Raw genomic sequence first — 19,496 nt, 5'->3', positions numbered from 1 at the left:
GGGCGCGGCCGGGGCCTGCGCGGCGCCGGCCGCGGTCACAGCCTGCCCCGGCGGAGCCGATGCCGTGCCCGGCTTGTAGTCGGCGAAGAAGTCCCACCAGGCTCGGTCGACCGAGTTCGGGTCCTGGAGGTACTGCTGGTAGATCTCGTCGACGAGCCACTCATTGGGACCGAATACGTCTGCAGGGCTCTTGCCCTGCCCGTCTTGGTCGGTCGAGATGCTCGAGGTGTTGGGGGACTGTGGCGACACGGCGGTAACCGCCCTCTTCCGCTTCACAAGGTGATGGACAGCGGGAATAAAGGCTACGCCTGTCTGCACGGTTGATGCAGGCCACCCGGGCAAGCAGTCGCGCAAGTCACATTTGCTCGGGGGTTTCGGGGCATGACTTGGCGGGAAACACACGGGGTTCTGACCGCCCCGGGTGCATCAGGGTTCGCTCCAGCGCGCCCCACACTCCCTCGAATGTGTGCCTCCGCCATCGACCATACGTCAACATTGATCGCGAGGTCCGCCCGGAAGAGTGACCTGGATGCGGCAACCGTGGGGGGATTCGGCCACCCCGATGGACCCGCCGTGCAGATCCACCGCCCAGCGCGCGATCGCCAGGCCCAGCCCCGTGCCGCCGTCGGTGCCCGGGCCCTGCTGGCCCGAGCCGCCCCGGTTGAACCGCTCGAAGACCCGGTGCCGCTCCGCCTCGGGGATGCCCGGGCCCTCGTCCAGCACCTCCAGCGCCAGCGACTGCGGCCCCTCGCCCCGCCGCGCCCGCACCGTGACCCGGCCGTGCGGCGGGCTGTGCTTCACGGCGTTGTCCACGAGGTTCGCCACCACCTGGTGCAGCCGCTCCGCGTCCGCGTGGGCCGTCAGCTCCGGCGGGGACACGTCCAGGTGCAGATGGACGTCCTTGCGGGCGTGCGGAGACGAGCTGGAACCGTTGGCCATGCTCGCCTCCTTCAGGATGCCCGCCAGGTACGGCCACACCTCGAAGCGGCGCGCGTGCAGCGGCACGACCCCGTTGTCCAGCCGGGACAGGTCCAGCAGCTGCTCCACCAGCCGGCCGAGCCGCTCCGTCTGCCGCAGCGCCGTCCGCATCGTCTCCGGATCCGCGGCCGACACGCCGTCCACCACGTTCTCCAGCACCGCCCGCAGGCCCGCGATCGGGGTCCGCAGCTCGTGCGAGACGTTGGCGACGAGCTCCTTGCGGTGGGTGTCCACCGCCTCCAGATCGGCCGCCATGCGGTTGAACGCGTTCGCCAGGTGCCCGAACTCGTCCCGCCGCCCGGCGCCCACCCGGCGCGTGTAGTCACCCTGCGCCATGGCGCGCGTGACCTCGGTCATCTCGTCCAGCGGCGCGGTCAGGCCCTGCGCGACGAACTGCGTTATCAGCAGCGAGGCGATGATCGAGAAGACGGTGATCACCCGGAGCTCGGTCGCCGACCGGATCGCGACGAACACCAGGAAGGTCGTTATCACCACCGAGCCGATGACCAGGGCGCCCAGCGCCGCCTTCACCGACCGGTAGGGGTCCAGCGGCCGCAGCGCCTCCCAGACCCGCCCGCCGAGGCCCGCCACCGGGATGCCGACGCCCCTGCGGCGCTCGGCGCCGCCCCGTGGGCCGGCCGTGCCGCCGGTCACGCCGTGCCGCCTGTCATCCCGCACTGCCCGTCATATCGTGCCGCCGGTCATGCCGCCGGGGTCTCCAGCGCGTAGCCCACGCCGTGCACCGTGCGGATCCGCTCCGCGCCGATCTTCCGGCGGAGCGCCTTGATGTGGCTGTCGACCGTACGGGTGCCCGAGGCGTCCGCCCAGTCCCACACCTCCGCCAGCAGCTGCTCGCGGGAGAGGACGGCGCGCGGCGTGTTCGCCAGGCACACCAGCAGGTCGAACTCGGTCGGCGTCAGGTGCACGTCCGCGCCTCTGACCCGGACCCGCCGCTGCGCGTGGTCGATCTCCAGCTCGCCCAGCCGCAGGATGCCGCTGCGCGGGGTGTGCGCGGCCAGCGCGGCCCGCTCCACGCGGCGCAGCAGGACGTGCACCCGCGCCGCCAGCTCGCGCATGGAGAACGGCTTGGTCATGTAGTCGTCCGCGCCGACGCCCAAGCCGACCAGCATGTCGGTCTCGTCGTCACGCGCCGTGAGCATCAGGACGGGCACCGGCCGCTGCGCCTGCACCCGCCGGCACACCTCCAGGCCGTCGAAGCCCGGCAGCATCACGTCGAGCACCAGCAGGTCGGGCTGCCACGCCTCGGCGGTGTCGACGGCCGCCGGCCCGTCGCCCGCGGTGCGGACCTGGAAGCCCTCGGCCCGCAGCCGGGCCGCGATGGCGTCCACGATGGTCCGGTCGTCCTCGACCACCAGCACCCGGCGCTGCGCCCCGGCGGACGCGGCGGCACCGTTCGGGCCGATGTGTGTCTGCTCCATGCGCGCCCCGCCCCTAGCGTCTTTCGTCGCGTCGTTCTTTGCCGGCCTCGGCAGCGCCGGCTTCGGCAGCTGTGGCAAGCAGGGTACGGGCACGCGGCGGGCGACGGCTACGCGGCACGTTGCCCGAGGTGCACTACGTCCGGTACGCCCCGGGCAACCGCGATCTCTTCGGTCCGTACCCCTTCGAAACCGGCATTCCGGAGGGCTTGCTCGAACCGGGCGGACGGCCGGGCCGACCATACGGCGAGCACACCGCCGGGCGTCAGGCGCTCCCGGCAGGCCGCGAGACCGGCGGGGGAGTACAGGCCGTCGTTGCTCTCCGTGACCGTCCAGTCGGGGCCGTTGTCGATGTCCAGGCACAGCGCGTCGTAGCGGGCGGCCGGGGACGCGTGCGCGTGGCCGAGGATGCCGAGGAGATCGCCCTCCACGATCTCCGTGCGGGGATCGGCGAGCGCCCGGGCCGAGATCCCGCCGAGCGGCCCCGCCCGGTGCCAGCCGATCACCGCGGGCTCCCGCTCCACGACCGTGATCCGCCCCCAGCGGGGCTCCTCCGCGGCCCGGGCGAGCGAGAAGCCGACGCCCAGCCCGCCGATGAGGACGGCGGGCTCCGCGCGGTCCGCGGGGAGCGCGGCCAGCGCCGCGTCCACGAGCACGCGCTCCGAGCGCCCGTCGGAGGTGTCCATCAGGAAGCACCCGTTCGCGATGATCTCGTGGACCGCGCCGTCCCCCGTGCCCCGGCGGCGCAGCACCACCTCTCCGTACGGGCCGTCCCGGCGGTCCAGGGTGACGGGCCCGCCGGGGGAGCCGGGAGCGTCGTGCGTGTCGTACGGGTCGCGCTGGAGGGTGGTCACGAGGTGGCCTCCGGGTCGGTCGGTACTCGGCGGACGCGGCAGGCGGATGTGAGGTTGACGGGCGTGACCGGAGTCACGGACTCGCTTGATTCCCCTGCCCTCGATGGACCTTAATCTCGGAGGGGGCGGAAGCGGGATCGCTTTTCGTCCCGCCGGGTGCCGGTACGGACCCCGCGAGGAAGGGGCTTGGCCGAGTGAACGAGGTGGACCCCGACGGCATGTCCCTGCGGCGCCCGCGGCGCGGCCCCGGGGCGCTCCGGCCGGGCCGGCTGCTCCGCGCCCTGCCCAGCCCCGCCGGCACGCCGTTCACGTTCTGCTACGCGCTGGTCCTGCTCGCCACCGCGATCTACACGGACTACGGCGACGAGGCCACCGTCAACGAGCTCCTGCGCGAGTCCAGCACCGACGCCGCGCACCTGGCCGAACAGCCCCTCGTCGTCCTGCTCGCCAGCGCCCTGTGGATAGCCGGCGGCCTGTACTCGCTGTACGGGATCCTCTTCGTCCTCGTCCTCTCCGCCCTGGAGAGGCGGACCGGCGGGGCCCGCACCGCCGGCGTCTTCCTCCTCGGCCACGTCCTGGCCACGCTCGCCACCGAGCTGCCCGTCGCGGGCGCCGTGGCCGCCGGGCAGCTGCCCGAGGCCTCCCTGCACCGCCTCGACTACGGCATCAGCTTCGGCGTGATGGCCTGCGTGGGCGCCCTCGCCGGGCTGCTGGGCCCGCGCGCGAAGTGGACCGTCCTGGGGCTCGCCTTCCTCATGTGCGCCCAGGACCTCGTCGAGTTCGCCGACCCCCTCGCCAGCTGGGGCCACCCCATAGCGCTGCTGACCGGCATGGCGTGCTGGGGCCTCCTGCGCGACAAGGGGCCGGCGGCCGCGTCAGCCGCGGACGGTGCCGTCCCAGGCCCACTCCGTGCGCCGCGGCAGGCCGGGGAGCGCGGTGCGGCCGGTGCACCACAGCAGGGTCTCGGCGGGGCCGTGGCCGGCCGGGGCGTCCGGGAAGAGCCGCTCGACGGCGGGCGCGCAGAGCTCGTCGGGCAGGCGGTGGCCGCCGGGGAACGCGGGGGCGAGCCCGAGGCCGCGCGCGATGTCGTCCGTGTGGAGCACGAGCTCCGTCACCCCCATGGCGGCGAAGCCGGGCGCGTCGGAGCGGCCCCACGGGTGCCAGGCGCGGTCCCCCTCGTCCGCGCCGCGGACGGTCGCGGCGAGCAGTGACGCGGCGATGCGGATGCCCTCCAGGCGGGCAGGTAGCGGGGCCTTGGGGTCGAGCGAGGCGAAGAGGGCGATGTAGCGGTCGGCGGGCCGGGCCGTGAGCAGGCCCGCGTAGCCGACGAGGCCGAGCGCGAGGTGGTCGAGCGTCGCGGCCGCGGACCACTCCAGGCCGGCCGCGGGCCGGGACCAGTCGAGGCCCGCGCCTTCCTCCAGGACCGCGGAGCAGTGATCGGCGGCGTAGCCGACGAGGGCGGCCCAGCCGGCGAGCGTGCGGGGCGCGGCGGACTCCCGTACGGGCGCGGTCATGCCCGGCCCCCCGCCCGGACGGACTCGATCAGGCGGGCGTAGCCGTCGGCGCCGTGGCCGGCCGCGACCGCCCGCTCGATGGAGGCCTTGAGCAGCTCCGGCAGCCCGGTGTCGAGGCCGCGCGCGGCGCTCGCGTGGACGAGGTGCTCGATCGCGCCGAGGTGGACGTCGAGGGTGGCGTCGTCGCCCGGGTAGACGCCCGCGTCGATCCGGGGCGCGTACGTGCTCATGAAGCCGTTGACCGCGGACATCCAGCGGATCGCGACGGGGGTGAAGGCGGTGGCGTCCACCTTGTCCGCGCCCGTCAGCGCGACGCCCTGCAGCCAGCCGGCGAGCGTCGACCACATCATGCCGAGCAGGGCGGTGTCGTAGAGGGAGGCGACGCCCGCGTCGTCGCCGAGGCCGACCGGGTCGCCCAGGCTCGCGAGGGTGTCCCGGTGCTCGGCGAAGGCCTGCGAGGAGCCGCTGTAGAGCAGCATGACCGCCGGGTTGCCGATGCCGGGCGGCGTCGACATGATCGCGCCGTCGAGGTAGGCGGCGCCGTGCCCGGCGGCCCAGGAGGCGCTCTCGCGGGCCTGCTCGGGGGTGCCGGACGTGAGGTTGACGAACGTGCGGCCGCGCAGGTCGTCCGCCAGCGGTTCGAGGACGCCGTGGACGGCGTCGTAGTCGGACAGGCAGGCGATGACCAGGGGGCTCGCCGCCACGGCCGCCGCGGCGGTCGCGGCCCGTGCGGCGCCGCGGGCGACCAGCGCCTCGTCCTTGCCCGCCGAGCGGTTCCAGACGGTGGTCTCGTGGCCGGCCGCCAGGAGGGCGCCGGCCAGGGCCGACCCCATCGAACCCAGGCCGAGAACGGTCACCTTCATGGGTGGTTTCTCCCCGTGTGTCACAGAAGTTGATCAAGTGCGACCAGCCTCGCACCGGCGCGGGCGCCCCGACAGTGGCGGAAGTGACGCACTCCGAAAAATTCCTGCCACTCCCGCCTAGGCTGGCGATCATGAGCGCCGGAACCGTGGCCGTGGCCGTGATCGACGACGACGTCCCCATGTGGGACCTGTACGAACTGGGAGTGGTCTGCACCGTCTTCGGCATCCCGCACCACGACCTCGCCGACCCCTGGTACGACCTGCGCGTGTGCTCCGCGGGCGGGGACGTGCCGCAGCCCGGCCCCTTCGGGCTCACGCTGCGCGCCTCGCACGGCCTGGAAGGGCTGGAGGGGGCGGACACCGTGATCGTGCCGTCGGTGCCCGAAGCGTGCATCGAGGGCGAGCGGGAACTGCCGGGCGAGCTGCTGGAGGCGCTGCGCCGCGCCGCGGACTCCGGGGCCCGCATGGTCTCCCTGTGCGCCGGGGCCTTCGCCCTCGCCGCCGCCGGCATCCTCGACGGCCGCCGCGCCACCGCCCACTGGATGCACACCGAGGCCCTCGCGCGCCGCCACCCGCGCGTGCGCGTGGACGACTCGGTCCTCTACGTCGACGACGGCGACGTCCTCACCAGCGCCGGCGTCACCGCGGGCCTCGACCTCTGCCTCCACCTCGTCCGCCGCGACCTCGGCGCCCACGTCGCCAACCAGCTCGCCCGCCGCCTCGTGGTGCCCGCGCACCGGCCCGGCGGACAGGCCCAGTACGTGGACGTCTCCGTGCCCGAGGCCGACGACGACAGCCTCGCCCCCGTCCTGCACTGGGCCCGCGAACACCTCGACCGCCCCCTCTCCGTCGAGGACCTCGCCGCCCGCGCCGGCATGAGCTCCCGCACTTTCTTCCGCCGCCTCCAGGCCGCCACGGGCACGACCCCGCTGCAGTGGCTCCTCGTCCAGCGCCTGGCCCGCGCCCAGTCCCTGCTGGAGTCGACGGCCCTGTCCGTCGAACGCGTCAGCGAACTGAGCGGCCTCGGCACGTCCGCCAACCTCCGCCGCCACTTCACCCTCCACTTCGGGGTGACGCCCACGGACTACCGGCGGTCGTTCCCGCCCGGCGCGCCCGGGGCGGCCGCCGCCTGACGCAGCTGGACGGGGGCCCGCTGGGCGGGCAGGAGCGGCTCCTCGGCGAGGTTCATGGGGGTGCCTGAGGGGATGCGGGCGCATTCCGAGCGCGCGGTGATCCCGAGGCGGTCGCCGGGAAGCTCCTCCACGCCGACGGTGTCGCCGGTGTCCGGGTGCTTGAGGAACAGCCACAGCCGCAGGTCGGAGTGCTCGTACCGGGTGACCTTCCAGCCCTGCCGGGTCAGCCGCTGCCCGGCGCGTTCGAGCGCGGGCCCGGCCTCGGCCCGGGGCACGCCCTTCAGCGTCCACTCGTCGCGCACGGTGGTGACTCCGGGCTCGCTCGGCGGGCTGTCGCTGATGTTCTTGGGGAGGTCGCGCAGGCCGCGGCGATCGCAGGACGACTTGCCGGTGGCCAGGCCGTCCCCGGGTCCGTCGTCGTCCAGCTCCGCGCGCGTCAGCCCCAGCGCGTCGTAGAGGGCCTGCGTGCGGCCGTCCAGCCGCCGGGCCGTGGCTGCGGGGTCCGCCACGGGGTACGGAGTGCCCCGCCAGACCTCCCGGGCCCACCCTGTGAACGCGGTCATGCCGGCCGCCACGGCGGCGAAGGCCAGGACCGCTGCCGTCGCGACCAAGGCGTGTCCGCGCCGCCGCGGGCGTTGGTGCTGCTGTGTCATGCACCGATCGTCCGCCGGGCCCGGCGGTCCGGGCATGAGCACCCGTACTCAGCCGGGGCGTAACGATCACTCACCTCCTCCCGGGCGGCTGATCGCTCACAGCGAACGCAGGACGGGGAACATCCGCGGCGCGGTACGCATTGAGTCGGCATAGCTCAACTTGCCTGCCTAAGGGGAGATCATGGCTTCGATGTCCGCACCGCTCACCCTGCCCGTGCTGCCCCTCGACGACGAGGTCGTCCTGCCCGGCATGGTGGTGCCCCTCGACCTGTCCGACGCCGACGTGCGGGCCGCGGTCGAGGCCGCCCAGGCCGCCGCACGGGGCGGCGGCGGCAAGCCGCTGGTGCTGCTCGTGCCGCGTGTCGACGGGACGTACGCGGGCGTCGGCACCCTCGGCAGCGTCGAGCAGGTGGGCCGCCTCTCCGGCAGCGGCGACCCCGGCGCGCTCGTCCGCGGCGTCCGCCGCGTGCGGATCGGCGCCGGGACGACCGGCCCCGGGGCCGCGCTGTGGGTCGAGGGCACCCCCATGGAGGAGGTCGTCCCGGATCCCCTCCCCGGCGCCGTCGCCGAGCTCGTCAAGGAGTACAAGGCGCTCGCCACCAGTTGGCTCCGCAAGCGCGGCGCCTGGCAGGTCGTCGACCGCGTCCAGCAGATCGACGACGTCGGCCAGCTCGCAGACAACTCCGGCTACTCGCCCTTCCTCACCGTCCAGCAGCGCGTCGAGCTCCTGGAGACCGCCGACCCGGTGGCCCGGCTGAAGCTCGCCGTCGGCCGGCTGAGCGAGCACCTCGCCGAGCAGGACGTCGCCGAGACCATCGCCAAGGACGTCCAGGAGGGCGTCGACAAGCAGCAGCGCGAGTTCCTGCTGCGCCGCCAGCTGGAGGCCGTCCGCAAGGAGCTCGCCGAGCTCAACGGCGACCCGGAGGACGAATCCGGCGACTACCGCGCCCGCGTCGAGGCCGCCGACCTGCCCGAGAAGGTCCGCGAGGCCGCCCTCAAGGAGGTCGACAAGCTGGAGCGGACCTCCGACCAGAGCCCCGAGGGCGGCTGGATCCGCACCTGGCTGGACACCGTCCTGGAGCTGCCGTGGAACGAGCGCACGGAGGACGCGTACGACATCCCCGGCGCGAAGGGCGTCCTCGACGCCGACCACGCGGGCCTGGAAGACGTCAAGGAGCGGATCACCGAGTACCTGGCGGTGCGCAAGCGGCGCGCCGACCGGGGGCTGGGCGCGGTCGGAGGGCGGCGAGGGGGCGCGGTGCTCGCGCTCGTCGGCCCGCCCGGCGTGGGAAAGACCAGCCTCGGCGAGAGCGTCGCCCGCGCCATGGGCCGGAAGTTCGTGCGCGTCGCCCTCGGCGGCGTCCGCGACGAGGCCGAGATCCGCGGCCACCGCCGCACGTACGTGGGCGCGCTGCCCGGCCGCATCGTGCGGGCGGTCAAGGAGGCCGGCTCCATGAACCCGGTCGTGCTCCTCGACGAGATCGACAAGGTCGGCTCCGACTTCCGCGGCGACCCCGCCGCGGCCCTCCTGGAGGTCCTCGACCCGGCCCAGAACCACACCTTCCGCGACCACTACCTGGAGGTCGAACTCGACCTGTCCGACGTCGTCTTCCTCGCGACGGCCAACGTCCTGGAGGCCATCCCCGAGGCGCTCCTGGACCGCATGGAGCTCGTCCGCCTCGACGGCTACACCGAGGACGAGAAGGTCGTCATCGCCCGCGACCACCTGCTGCCCCGGCAGCTGGACCGGGCGGGCCTCGCGCCCGGCGAGGTCGTGATCGAGGACGAGGCGCTGCGCCGCCTCGCCGGCGAGTACACGCGCGAGGCCGGCGTGCGGAACCTGGAGCGCGCCGTGGCCCGGCTGCTGCGCAAGGTGGCCGCCAAGCACGAACTGGGCGAGCAGGAGCTGCCGTTCACCATCGGCGCGGAGCAGCTGCGCCCGCTGATCGGCCGGCCGCACCACACCCCGGAGTCCGCGCAGGACCCGGCGGAGCGGCGCACGGCCGTGCCCGGCGTCGCGACCGGCCTCGCGGTCACGGGCGCGGGCGGCGACGTCCTCTTCGTCGAGGCGTCGCTGGCCGACCCGGAGACGGGCGGTGCGGGCCTGACCCTGACGGGTCAGCTGGGCGACGTGATGAAGGAGTCGGCGCAGATCGCCCTGTCCTTCCTCCGCTCGCACGGCGCGGAACTGGAGCTGCCGGTGGGTGACTTCAAGGAGCGGGGCGTCCACCTGCACGTCCCGGCGGGCGCCGTCCCGAAGGACGGCCCGAGCGCGGGCATCACGATGACGACGGCGCTCGCCTCGCTGCTGTCGGGCCGGGCGGTCAGGCCGGACGTCGCGATGACGGGCGAGGTGTCCCTGACGGGCCGCGTCCTGCCCATCGGCGGCGTCAAGCAGAAGCTGCTGGCGGCGCACCGCGCGGGCGTGACGACGGTGATCATCCCGAAGCGCAACGAGCCGGACCTGGACGACGTGCCGGCCGAGGTGCTGGAGAAGCTCGACGTCCACCCGGTCTCCGACGTCCGCCAGGTGCTGGCGCTGGCCCTGCGGCCGGCCGAGGCGGAGGTGGCCGTGGCGGCGTAGCGGCCGCAAGCGGCGCGGGGCCCGCACCTCTTCACCAGAGGTGCGGGCCCCGCGCCGTTTTCCTGCTCAGCCGTGGCTGAGGGCCTTGTCCAGCAGACCGTGCAGGGCGTCCTGCTCCTCCTGGGTCAGCCCGGCCAGCGGCGACTCCCGGGCGAGGGTCTCCATGAGCCGCTCCCGCAGTGCCGCGCCCTCGCCGGTCAGGACCAGCTGCTTGGCGCGCCGGTCCGTGGGGTGCGGGCGGCGCTCCAGGAGCCCGCGGCCCTCCAGCTTGTCGATGACGAAGGTCGCGTTGGAGGGCTCGCAGGCCATGCGGTCGGCGAGCTCGCGCATCGTCATCGGGCCGGACAGCTCCCGCAGGGCCGTGGCCTGGGGGGCGGTGAGGTCGAGCGCGGCCGCGTGGTCGCGCACGTGGTCCGCGATCCGGCGGGCGAGGCCGTTCACCAGGCCGCAGAGCCGCCGCTCGGCGGTGACGTGCGCTTCCGGGGTGCTCATGGGGGTCATCGTAACCAAGCGCAACTACATCAAGCCATCAATGTCCGAGCTTGAATCATTCAAGCTGTAAGTTTATTGTCGCTGATCAAGAACTCCTGCCGCACGAAGGACGGAACCACCCATGACCGACGACGCCCGCCTCCACCGCCCGGCCGGCATCCGCTCCCTGCAGCTCGGCGACACCAAGGTCACGTACGTGCCGGACGGCGCCGGGCAGCTGACCCCGCGCGGCTGGCTCCCGGACACCACCGACGAGGTGTGGGCGGAGCACTCCGCGTACCTCGACGCGACCGGCAACCTCGTGGCGAGCATGGGCGGCCTCCTCGTCGAGCACGGCGACCGCGCCCTGCTCATCGACGCCGGGGTCGGCCCCGTGCACCTCCCGGCCCGGCCCGGCACCCCCGTGGGGGAGATCAAGGGCGGCGCCCTCCTCGACAACCTGGCCCGCCTCGGCCGCACCCCCGCCGGCATCGAGGCCGTGGCCGTCACCCACCTGCACGGCGACCACGTCGGCTGGTCCGCGCGATTCACCGAGGCGGGCGCCGTCCACTTCATCAGCGCCCCCGAGTGGGAGCACCGCCACCTCGCCGAGGAGCACGGCGTGTCCGCGGAGGTCCTCGCCGCCCTGGAGCCCGGTCTCCGCACCGTCACCGACGGGGAGGAGATCTTCCCCGGCGTCCGCGTCATGCTCACGCCCGGTCACACCGCGGGCCACGCCGCCTACGTCATCACCGGCGGCGGCCGCCGCCTGATCGCCTTCGGCGACGCCCTGCACTCGCCGGTCCAGATCGCCCACCCCGAGTGGTCGGCCGCCGTTGACCACGACGCCCGGCAGTCCGCGGAGTTCCGCCGCCGGCTGGTGGAGGAGATGGCGGAGCCCGGCACGACCGGCTTCGGCGTCCACTTCGCGGACGTGGTGTTCGGGCGGGTGCTGCGCGACGGCGCGGGCGCCACGTCGTGGGAGCCCGTCGACGCGTGAGGTACGCGCTCAAGCTCCTGTCCCGTTTGCCCCGTTGACGGTCGCGAACCCCGCCGGTTGCATGTCCCTGACCATGCTCAGCTGACTGACCAGTCACACCCCGAGGGGGAACTGCGCGCATGACCGACGCACGTTCACGGAGAGCAGGAAGAGCGACCAGCAAAAACGGAATATCCGGCGCGGCGGCACTGATCGGTGCCGCCGCGCTTCTCGTCACCGCGGCCCCCGCCCACGCGGCGGGAGGCGGCGGCAACGACGGCCCGGCGGAGGTGATTCCGGGCAAGGGCACCTCCACCCCGGCCCTGGTCGACGGCATCCGCGAGGCCGCCGCGTCCTCCGGCAGCGCCGCCGACGCCGCCCGCGGCCACCTCGCCGGCAAGCGCGGCCGCTACCGCATCGCCGAGCCGGCCCGCGATCTGAAGCCCGTGCAGACACTGAGTTCGGGCGCGTCCGAGACCGTACGGCTGCAGCAGAAGCACCAGGGCGTCGACGTCCTGGGCGGCCAGTACGTCGTCCGGATGGAGCACAAGAACGGCAAGCGCGTCGTCACCGGCACCTCCGGCAAGTACTTCACCGGGCTGAAGGCGGACACCCGGGCCGAGGTGAGCGAGAAGCTCGCCGTCGAGCGGGCCGTCGCCGCCACCCTGCACGACCTCGTCGGCAAGCGGCTCGCCAAGGGCGACGCCGCCCGCACGAAGGGCGCCGCGCCCGCCGCCCGGTCCCTGACCGGCACCGCGCGCGGTCTCGTCGTCGTCCCCAAGGGCCCCGGCGTCCTCACCCACCACGTCACCGTCCGCGGCACCGACCCGGCCACCGGGCACCCCGTGCTGCGCGAGGTCTACGTCGACGCCAAGGCCGGCTACCCGGTGCTGCAGTACAGCGGCATCAAGACCTTCGGCACGGACCCGGGCACGGGCGCCGAGGCCTTGCGGGCGCGCGCCCGCGCCGCCGCCGCCGACACCTCGAAGGCCGCCGCCCGCGCCGCCGCCGGCCCGGTCAGCCCCGGCGTCACCGGCTCCGGCGTCAAGTACGACGGGACGACCGTCGAGCTCGGCCTGGTCAAGGACACCGCCCGCAACGAGTACGTCATGACGGACCACGCGCGGATGTGGGACTCCAGCAAGAACCCGGTCACCACCTGGGACGCGCGCGGCAAGGAGGTCAGCGAGGTCGAGGGCCGCTGGCCCGACGGCATCAAGGAGTTCGGCTCGCCGACGCCCTCCTTCGGCAAGGACGCCACGGAGGCCGGGGCCGTCGACGCCCACTGGGCCGCGGGCAAGGTCTACGACTACTACAAGAAGGTCCACGGCCGCGACAGCCTGGACGGCCGCGGCATGGCCATCAACTCCCTCGTCGGCGTCACCGAGTTCGGCGGCGCGTACGTCAACGCCTTCTGGGACGGCACCAAGATGGTGTACGGCGGCGGCGACCAGGACTACAAGACGCTCTCCGCCGACCTCGACGTCGTCGGCCACGAGATGACCCACGGCGTCGTCGAGCACACCGCCGACCTGGTCTACGCGGGCCAGTCCGGCGCCCTCAACGAGGCCCTCGCCGACTACTTCGGCAACGCCATCGCCGTCGACGCCGCCGGCACGGCCATGGACGACCCGGACGCGGGCCTGCTCGGCGGGAACCTCTGCCGGACGAAGACCCCGCGGCAGTGCGCCTTCCGCGACCTCAACGACGGCCACACCACGTCGAAGAACTTCCTCGGCGTCGGCTTCGGCACCGACAACGGCGGCGTGCACCTCAACTCCACCATCTTCTCGGGCGCCCTGTGGGACATCCGCGAGGACCTGGGCCGCACCCTCGCCGACAAGATCGTCTACAAGGCGCTCGCGGAGTACATGACGCCCCTCGACGGCTTCACCGAGGGCCGCGACGCCGTCATCGCCGCGGCCAAGGCGCTCGGCGTCTCCGCGAAGGACCTCAATGTCGTCCAGCGCTCCTTCAACGCCCACGGCGTCGTGCCCAACTGGGAGCAGGCCCTCGGCGTCGACACCGACGTGCTCTCCGCCAAGCTCAACACCACCGGCACGGAGGCGGGCGCGGGCGGCGGCTGGTGGACCGCCTCCCGGTCGAACGACGACGGCTCCGAGGCGTACTCCGTCTGGGCCGGCCGCGTGGACGGCAGCGGCGCCCCGAAGCTGATCAGCCCCAACGACGGCCGCTACCACGTCAGCCCGGCCACCGACGGCAAGACCGTCGCCTGGGTCGCCTACGGGAAGACCGGCACGGACGTCCTCTCCCGGCCGCTGGCCGGCGGCCCGGTCAAGAAGCTGTACTCGACCGACACGGCCACCGTGTACAACGTGCGCGTCGAGGCCGGCACGGTCGTCTTCGACTCGGCCGACCTCCTCGGCGGCCGCCACGTCGGGTACGTCCGCACCGGCGACAGGCAGCCCACCTGGGTGGACGGCGACCGCGCCGAGCTGTCGACGGCCCTCCCGTCGCTCAGCGGCGGCAGGATGGCGTACGCCACCCTCTACCCCGAGGGCGACGACTACCGCGTCGGCACCGAGGTGCTGGACCTCGCCACCGGCAAGAAGACCCTGATGGGGCAGCTCGGCAAGCCCGAGAACATCGGTCAGACCGGCATCAACGCGACCGGCGTCTTCTGGCTCGTGGACGAGACGCCGGACGACAAGGGTCAGGTGGCCGTGCGCCGCGCCAAGCTCGACGGCACCGGCGTCGCCGACCTCAGCCCGGAGAAGGGCGCCGGCGCGCTCCGCGCCTCCGAGCTGACCGCCTCCGAGAGCGCGGTGACGGTCACCGACGCGCAGCCGGACGCGGCGGGCTACAACGAGTCGCTGCCCAAGCTGTGGCAGTTCGCGGCCGACGGCTCCTCCCGGGCGCGCGTCTCCTGCAACCGCGGCGAGCAGTCCTCCCCGGCCGCGGCCGGCGGCAAGCAGGTGGTGTGGATCGACGGCACCACCAGCTCGACCGACCTGGTCACCCGCACCCGCCCGGCGGGCACCTGCAGCTGACCGCTGATCGCTGAACGACGACAGAACCGGGCCCCCGGCGCCGATGTGCCGGGGGCCCGGTGCTCTTCTCGTGGGGGTCGGTGCCTCACCCGGTGGCGAGGGCCTGGAGGCGGCTGTACGCGCCGTTGAAGCGGTTGTGGTCACCGACCGTCGGGCCGGTGTCGGTGTACTGCCAGAAGGTGTAGTAGCCCCAGCCCGCCGGGAGTTCGCCCGCGGAGGAGCCGTAGCGGGGCACCCACAGCGGGTGGGCCGCGGCGAAGCCGCCGTAGTTGCCGGTGCACTGCTTCCACCAGCCGGTCGACGTGTAGATCACGGCGTCGCGGCCCGTGCGGGCCTGGTACGTGGCGAAGAAGTCCGAGATCCAGCGGACGAGTGCGCTCGCGCTCATGCCGTAGCAGGTCGGCCCGTACGGGTTGTACTCCATGTCCAGGACGCCGGGCAGCGTCCTGCCGTCCTGGGACCAGCCGCCGCCGTGCGTCGCGAAGTACGCGGCCTGCGCGGCGCCGCCGGAGTTGTCGGGCAGGGCGAAGTGGTACGCGCCGCGGATCATGCCCGCGTCGTAGGAGCCGTTGTACTGCTGCGCGAAGGAGGGGTTGGTGTAGCTGGTGCCCTCGGTCGCCTTGACGTAGGCGAAGCGGTTGCCGCTGTTCCAGAGGGACGACCAGGGGACGCTGCCGTTGTGGCTGGAGACGTCGACGCCCTCGACGGAGGCGAGCTGAGGCGGGGGAGGGGTGCCGGGGCCGGGGCGCTCGTGGTCCCGCAGGGTGGAGCCGATCCAGTCCCGCTCCGGGTGGGCGGGCCGCTTGGCGTCGTGCGCGGCGGCCTGCGGCGCGAGGAGGAGGCAGAGGGAGGACAACAGGGAGGCGAGGAGGAGGGAGAGGGCGGTCAGGGGGGAGGGGGCGCGTAACGCCGTGGGGGAGCTGCGGCCCGTGCGGCCGGATCTGCGTCTGAACGTGACCATGGCGTGCCTTCCAGAAGGGTCCGTGGGGGGAGTACCAATGACGTGCCGACGGCACGGAGACATTGGTATGGCCATGTCATAAATGACGTTATGGCGGTGAGCGCGCCAGGCATAGGGGGACGCGGTGCTGCCGTTGGTCTAATCCTGCGAAATACTGGCGGAGCTGCGGTGAAGACCGCGAACGGGAAAAACTTTCAACAACCGGAAAGCCGGAGAGGGCCCTGACGTGCACCAGACGACCACCCCGCCCCCCGAGGAGGGCGTGCCGGGCGCCGCGCGGAGCAGAGGTATGGACCAGGCGTACCTCTCCCTGGAACGCGAGCTGGCGGTCTTCCTGCGCCGGGCCCGGGCGTCGTCCGGTGAGATGGCGCGCGAGGTGCACCCGGAGCTGGAGGCGGCCGCCTACGGCCTCCTCGTCCGCCTGGAGGACGCGGGCGCGCAGCGCGCCACCGACCTCGCGGCGTACTTCGGGGTCGGCAAGGCCACGATGAGCCGTCAGCTGCGCGCGCTGGCCGAGCTCGGCCTCGTCACCCGCGAGCCGGACCCGGCCGACGGCCGGGCCTCCCTGGTCCGCATCACGGAGGAGGGCCGCGCCCGCTTCACGCGCGTGCGCGACGCCCGGCGCGCGCAGTACGTACGCAAACTGGCGGACTGGGACCGGGGCGAAGTGGCGGAGCTGGCCCGCCTGCTGCACCAGCTGAACACGAGCGCGGAGCAGTAAGGCGGCCGCGGCGGCGGTACGGACCGTGCGGGGCGGCGCCTAGAGCTCGACGTAGGCCGCCGCCGCGTCGTCGTGCCGCTTCCCGAGGCGCTCCCCGCGCGCACCCTCCTCCACGGCCCGTACGCGGTCGATGAGCGCCTGGGGGCCCTCCTTGGCGAGGACGGCCAGACAGTCCGCCCAGCCCCCCTCCCGGAACACCTCCACCCACCGCCCCGCGCCGTCCGTGAGCGCGGCCAGCGCCCGCACCTCCGCCCGCGCGAACGCGCCGGTCACGGCCCGCCCGGCGACGTCCGGGTCCGCCGCGGCCGTGAAGAAGCCGCCCTCCGCGTTGCGCGCGGCGTCCGTCACCGGCCCCAGGGCCCGCAGCCGTTCGATGCGGTCGTCCAGGACGGCCGTCACCGCGCCGCCCGCGGACTCGACGAGCAGCGCGGAGTCCGACAGCACCAGGTACTCCACGCGTACGTCGTCCCACCGCACCACGACCACCGTGGCCTGCGGCGTGCGCCGGTGGCCGAGGTCGCACGTGTCCCGATGGGCCTCCGCCGTACGGGAGATGGCGCCGGACAGGCAACGGGACAGGCTCAGCTCCCGCCCCGCGACGGCCAGTTCGAGCAGCGCGCCGCCCAACCGGGCCGTGAACCAGGGCACTCCGTGCGCGCATCCGGTCCCGCCGGAGGGCGGCGGCGTGACCCCGTCGAGCAGCACCAGCGCACCGCCCTTACCGGAGGCCGGCAGGGCGACGGACACGAAGTCCTCGTTCGGGTGTCGGACATCCCCCGGCTGGGTGGCGAGTTCGATGCGCATGGGGCCAGTGTGCCGGATGCCGGAATTCGACGGGGGCACGTGCGCATCCTGTCGGCGCCCTCCGCGTTGCTTCAGGTGACGTGCTGACCTGGCACGTGTGCGATGAGTGAAGCAGGCCGATTGTCAATCAGTAAGGGATGTTCACTCCTTCGAGTGGCCGGGCGGTCGATGGACACCCCGGCCCCTCAGAGGTGCTGAAAGGGTCAAATCAGTACCAGGGGCGGGACGAGAGAAGATTGTGAGCACCGGTGCGGAAGAAGCGGCTTGGGGGCGGCGGCGGACGGAAGCCGCGGGCCACGGCGGTGCCGGAGCGCACCGCTCGCGTACGTAACCGACTGACCGTATCCGTCGCGGTCATCACCCTCGCCGTGCTCGGCGCGAGCGCCTTCGGCGTCCGCGAGGCCTGGCGGGACCTCACCGAGGCCCGCCGCCTGGCCGCCCTGGCGAGCGCCGACGCCTCGGCCCTCGCCCTCGCGCACTCGCTGGCCGACGAGCGCGACGGCATGGTCCAGTACGTGGCGGGCGGCCGCGCCGACTCCACCGGCGCCGGCCTCTCCGACCGCCAACGCGTCGCCCTGGACCGGCAGATCGAGGAGTTCCGGCCCGCCGCGCCGCCGGCCGTCCGCGAGCTCCTCGACGCCCTCCCGGCGACCCGCCGCGAGGCCCACTCCGGCAAGGGCGACGCCCTCGCCGCCTACAACGCCTACACCCCCGCCGTGCGGGCCCTGCGCGGTCTCGCCGACACCCTCGACCGGCGCACCGGCGGCGACTCCGCCGCCCTGCCGCCCCTCGCCCGCGCCACCGAGGCGGCCTCCGCGAGCCGCGGCCTGCTCCTGGCCGCCCTCGCCGCCCAGGGCCGCAAGCCCGAGCTGGCCGTGGCGGCCCAGCGCGCCGACGCCCGCACGCAGGACGCCCTGGCCGACTTCACCCGGCTCGCGCCCCCCGCCGCCCGCGACGCCTACGCCGAGGCGGTCACCGGCCCCGAGGTCGCCGAGGCCCAGCGCCTCCTCGACCGGCTCACGCGCTCCCCGTCGTCCGGCGAGCTCGCCGCGCAGCCCGCCGAGCCCGTCCGCATCGCCCTCACCACCCGCCTCCAGCGCATGCGGGGCGTCGAGGACGCCCTCGCCGAGGCCGAGGCGCCCCGCCTGGAAACCGTGCGCCACGAGGCCATGACCGAGCTCGAGCGGCGCGTCATGGCCGCCGCCCTGTGCCTGTTCACCGCCCTCTTCACCGGCATCTGGTCCGCCCGCTCGATCACCCGCCCGCTCGCCTCCGTACGGACCGGCACGCGCCGCGTGAGCGCCGACCCCGTCACCGAGGAGCCCATCGCCTTCAAGGGCCGCGACGACGAGTTCGCCGAGACCGCCCGGGCCGTCAACCACCTCCAGGGCAAGTTCCGGCGCCAGCAGGGCCGCATCGCCGCCCTCGAAGGCGAGCGCACCCGCCTCATCACCGCCCGCCAGGACGCCGCCGACGAACGCGACTCCCTGCGCGCCGAACAGCAGCGCCTCACCGAGCGCCTCGCCGCCCTCCCCGCCGAGCCCCCCGCCGGCGACGCCCGCGAGCTCGGCATCCTCGTCGGCCTGTCGCTGCGCACCCTCGGCCTCGTCGAGCGCCAACTGGCCGTCATCGAGGGCATGGAGGCCCACGAGGCCGACCCCGAGCGCCTCGACACGCTCTTCAAGCTCGACCACCTCGCCACCCGCATGCGCCGCAACAGCGAGAACCTCCTGGTGCTCGCCGGAGCCGAGAGCGGCACCGGCCGCGCCGGCCCCGTACCGCTGCTCGACGTCCTGCGGGCGGCCTCCGGCGAGATCGAGCGCTACCAGCGGGTGCGCATCCAGTCCCTGCCGCCGCACGCCCGCCTCGCCGGCTTCGCCTCCGAGGACGTCAGCCACCTCGTGGCCGAACTGCTGGAGAACGCCACGGCGTTCTCCCCGCCCGACGCCCAGGTCCAGGTCTCCGCATGGCACCTGGAGGGCGGCGAGATCGTGCTCTGCGTCCAGGACGAGGGCATCGGCATGGCCCCCGAGCGGCTCGCCGAGGCCAACGCCCTGCTGGCCGACCCCGCCCCCGCGGGGCCCCCGCCCGCCGTCCCCGACCACACCGCCCGGGCCGCCGGCGCGGGCCGCTCCGGGCGCGCGGGACAGTCGCAGCTCGGCCTCGGCCTGTACGTCGTCGCCCGGCTCGCCGCCCGGCACGGCATCCGCGTCCAGCTGCGCGAGCAGGCGACCGGCGGGGTCGCCGCCGTCGTCGTCCTGCCCGTGGGCCTGCTGCCCGCAGGGCCGCCCGCCGTCACCGGCCTCGGCGACACCCCGCCCGTCCCCGGCGCCGCGGCCGTCCCCCAGGTCCACCTCCCCGGCTCCATCGCCGAGGCCAACTCCCACACGCTGCGCGGCCGCCCCCAGCACTCCCACCGGGCGCCCGGGTCCCACGCGGCCCGGCCCGCCCACGCCCAGGTGCCGCCGCCCGTCCACCCGGCCGACCCGCCGGCCGCGCCCGTCCCGGCCCCCGCCGAGGCCGACGCGACGATA

The 19,496-nt window shown here is 74.2% G+C and carries 16 protein-coding genes; 7 read left to right on the top strand and 9 right to left on the bottom strand.

Annotated elements, in window-relative coordinates; genetic code table 11:
• The 4 genes from B7P34_RS28980 to B7P34_RS28965 form a co-directional block, all read right to left on the bottom strand.
• Nucleotides 1–249: 2-oxoglutarate dehydrogenase E1 subunit family protein (locus tag B7P34_RS28980; RefSeq protein ID WP_146166964.1), on the bottom strand; the 249-nt coding region annotated here is incomplete at its 3' end.
• A 240-nt stretch (nt 250–489) separates the two neighbouring features.
• Nucleotides 490–1,632 carry a HAMP domain-containing sensor histidine kinase gene (locus B7P34_RS28975; protein WP_223268339.1) on the bottom strand — a complete coding sequence of 381 codons (1,143 nt, stop codon included), beginning with the start codon at nt 1,630–1,632 and terminating at the stop codon, nt 490–492.
• Between the two features lie 47 nt (nt 1,633–1,679).
• Nucleotides 1,680–2,417 carry a response regulator transcription factor gene (locus B7P34_RS28970; protein ID WP_030366311.1) on the bottom strand — a complete coding sequence of 246 codons (738 nt, stop codon included), beginning with the start codon at nt 2,415–2,417 and terminating at the stop codon, nt 1,680–1,682.
• 107 nt (nt 2,418–2,524) lie between these two features.
• Nucleotides 2,525–3,268, bottom strand: coding sequence for a spermidine synthase (locus tag B7P34_RS28965; RefSeq protein WP_106681154.1), 744 nt, complete (start codon nt 3,266–3,268; stop codon nt 2,525–2,527).
• Nucleotides 3,269–3,462: 194 nt separating this feature from the next.
• Between B7P34_RS28965 and B7P34_RS37745 the strand changes: the two genes are divergently transcribed.
• Complete coding sequence (locus B7P34_RS37745) at nt 3,463–4,479, top strand: rhomboid-like protein (RefSeq protein ID WP_189383137.1); 1,017 nt, start codon at nt 3,463–3,465, stop codon at nt 4,477–4,479.
• A 299-nt stretch (nt 4,480–4,778) separates the two neighbouring features.
• Here the strand turns inward: B7P34_RS37745 and B7P34_RS28950 are convergent, their stop codons facing one another.
• Nucleotides 4,779–5,645, bottom strand: a complete 867-nt coding sequence (locus tag B7P34_RS28950) for an NAD(P)-dependent oxidoreductase (RefSeq protein ID WP_106681152.1) — start codon at nt 5,643–5,645, stop codon at nt 4,779–4,781.
• Between the two features lie 131 nt (nt 5,646–5,776).
• Here B7P34_RS28950 and B7P34_RS28945 point away from each other — a divergent pair, with 131 nt between their 5' ends.
• A complete protein-coding gene (locus B7P34_RS28945; RefSeq protein WP_106681151.1) occupies nt 5,777–6,778 on the top strand; it encodes a helix-turn-helix domain-containing protein in 1,002 nt (333 codons plus the stop codon).
• On the opposite strand, the gene B7P34_RS28940 is transcribed toward B7P34_RS28945, so the two are convergent.
• Entirely contained in the window at nt 6,730–7,431 is a 702-nt protein-coding gene (locus B7P34_RS28940; protein WP_146166963.1) for a hypothetical protein, read from the bottom strand. The two genes, B7P34_RS28945 and B7P34_RS28940, sit on opposite strands and share 49 nt — an antisense overlap.
• 190 nt (nt 7,432–7,621) lie before the next feature.
• Here B7P34_RS28940 and lon point away from each other — a divergent pair, with 190 nt between their 5' ends.
• Entirely contained in the window at nt 7,622–10,015 is a 2,394-nt protein-coding gene (gene lon, locus B7P34_RS28935) for an endopeptidase La (protein WP_223268338.1), read from the top strand.
• A 66-nt stretch (nt 10,016–10,081) separates the two neighbouring features.
• Here lon and B7P34_RS28930 read toward each other — a convergent pair whose 3' ends face one another.
• A complete protein-coding gene (locus B7P34_RS28930) occupies nt 10,082–10,507 on the bottom strand; it encodes a MarR family winged helix-turn-helix transcriptional regulator (protein WP_106681148.1) in 426 nt (141 codons plus the stop codon).
• Between the two features lie 121 nt (nt 10,508–10,628).
• Here B7P34_RS28930 and B7P34_RS28925 point away from each other — a divergent pair, with 121 nt between their 5' ends.
• Nucleotides 10,629–11,486 carry an MBL fold metallo-hydrolase gene (locus B7P34_RS28925; RefSeq protein WP_189383135.1) on the top strand — a complete coding sequence of 286 codons (858 nt, stop codon included), beginning with the start codon at nt 10,629–10,631 and terminating at the stop codon, nt 11,484–11,486.
• A gap of 119 nt (nt 11,487–11,605) precedes the next feature.
• Nucleotides 11,606–14,476 (top strand): M4 family metallopeptidase, encoded by a 2,871-nt coding sequence (locus tag B7P34_RS28920; RefSeq protein ID WP_106681147.1) that lies wholly within the window; start codon nt 11,606–11,608, stop codon nt 14,474–14,476.
• 85 nt (nt 14,477–14,561) lie between these two features.
• On the opposite strand, the gene B7P34_RS28915 is transcribed toward B7P34_RS28920, so the two are convergent.
• Complete coding sequence (locus B7P34_RS28915; RefSeq protein ID WP_106681146.1) at nt 14,562–15,437, bottom strand: lysozyme; 876 nt, start codon at nt 15,435–15,437, stop codon at nt 14,562–14,564.
• A gap of 226 nt (nt 15,438–15,663) precedes the next feature.
• On the opposite strand from B7P34_RS28915, the gene B7P34_RS28910 reads away from it, so the two are divergent.
• Nucleotides 15,664–16,158 (top strand): MarR family winged helix-turn-helix transcriptional regulator, encoded by a 495-nt coding sequence (locus B7P34_RS28910; RefSeq protein ID WP_223268337.1) that lies wholly within the window; start codon nt 15,664–15,666, stop codon nt 16,156–16,158.
• A gap of 39 nt (nt 16,159–16,197) precedes the next feature.
• Here the strand turns inward: B7P34_RS28910 and B7P34_RS28905 are convergent, their stop codons facing one another.
• Nucleotides 16,198–16,962, bottom strand: coding sequence for a protein phosphatase 2C domain-containing protein (locus tag B7P34_RS28905; RefSeq protein WP_106681144.1), 765 nt, complete (start codon nt 16,960–16,962; stop codon nt 16,198–16,200).
• A gap of 302 nt (nt 16,963–17,264) precedes the next feature.
• Here B7P34_RS28905 and B7P34_RS28900 point away from each other — a divergent pair.
• The coding region (locus B7P34_RS28900) for a sensor histidine kinase (RefSeq protein ID WP_106681143.1) at nt 17,265–19,496 on the top strand (2,232 nt) is incomplete at its 3' end.

Source organism: Streptosporangium nondiastaticum (assembly GCF_003011965.1).
Lineage (GTDB): Bacteria > Actinomycetota > Actinomycetes > Streptomycetales > Streptomycetaceae > Streptomyces > Streptomyces nondiastaticus.
The sequence above is the reverse complement of the archived record's forward strand: the minus strand, read 5'-3'. Positions and strand labels throughout refer to the sequence as shown.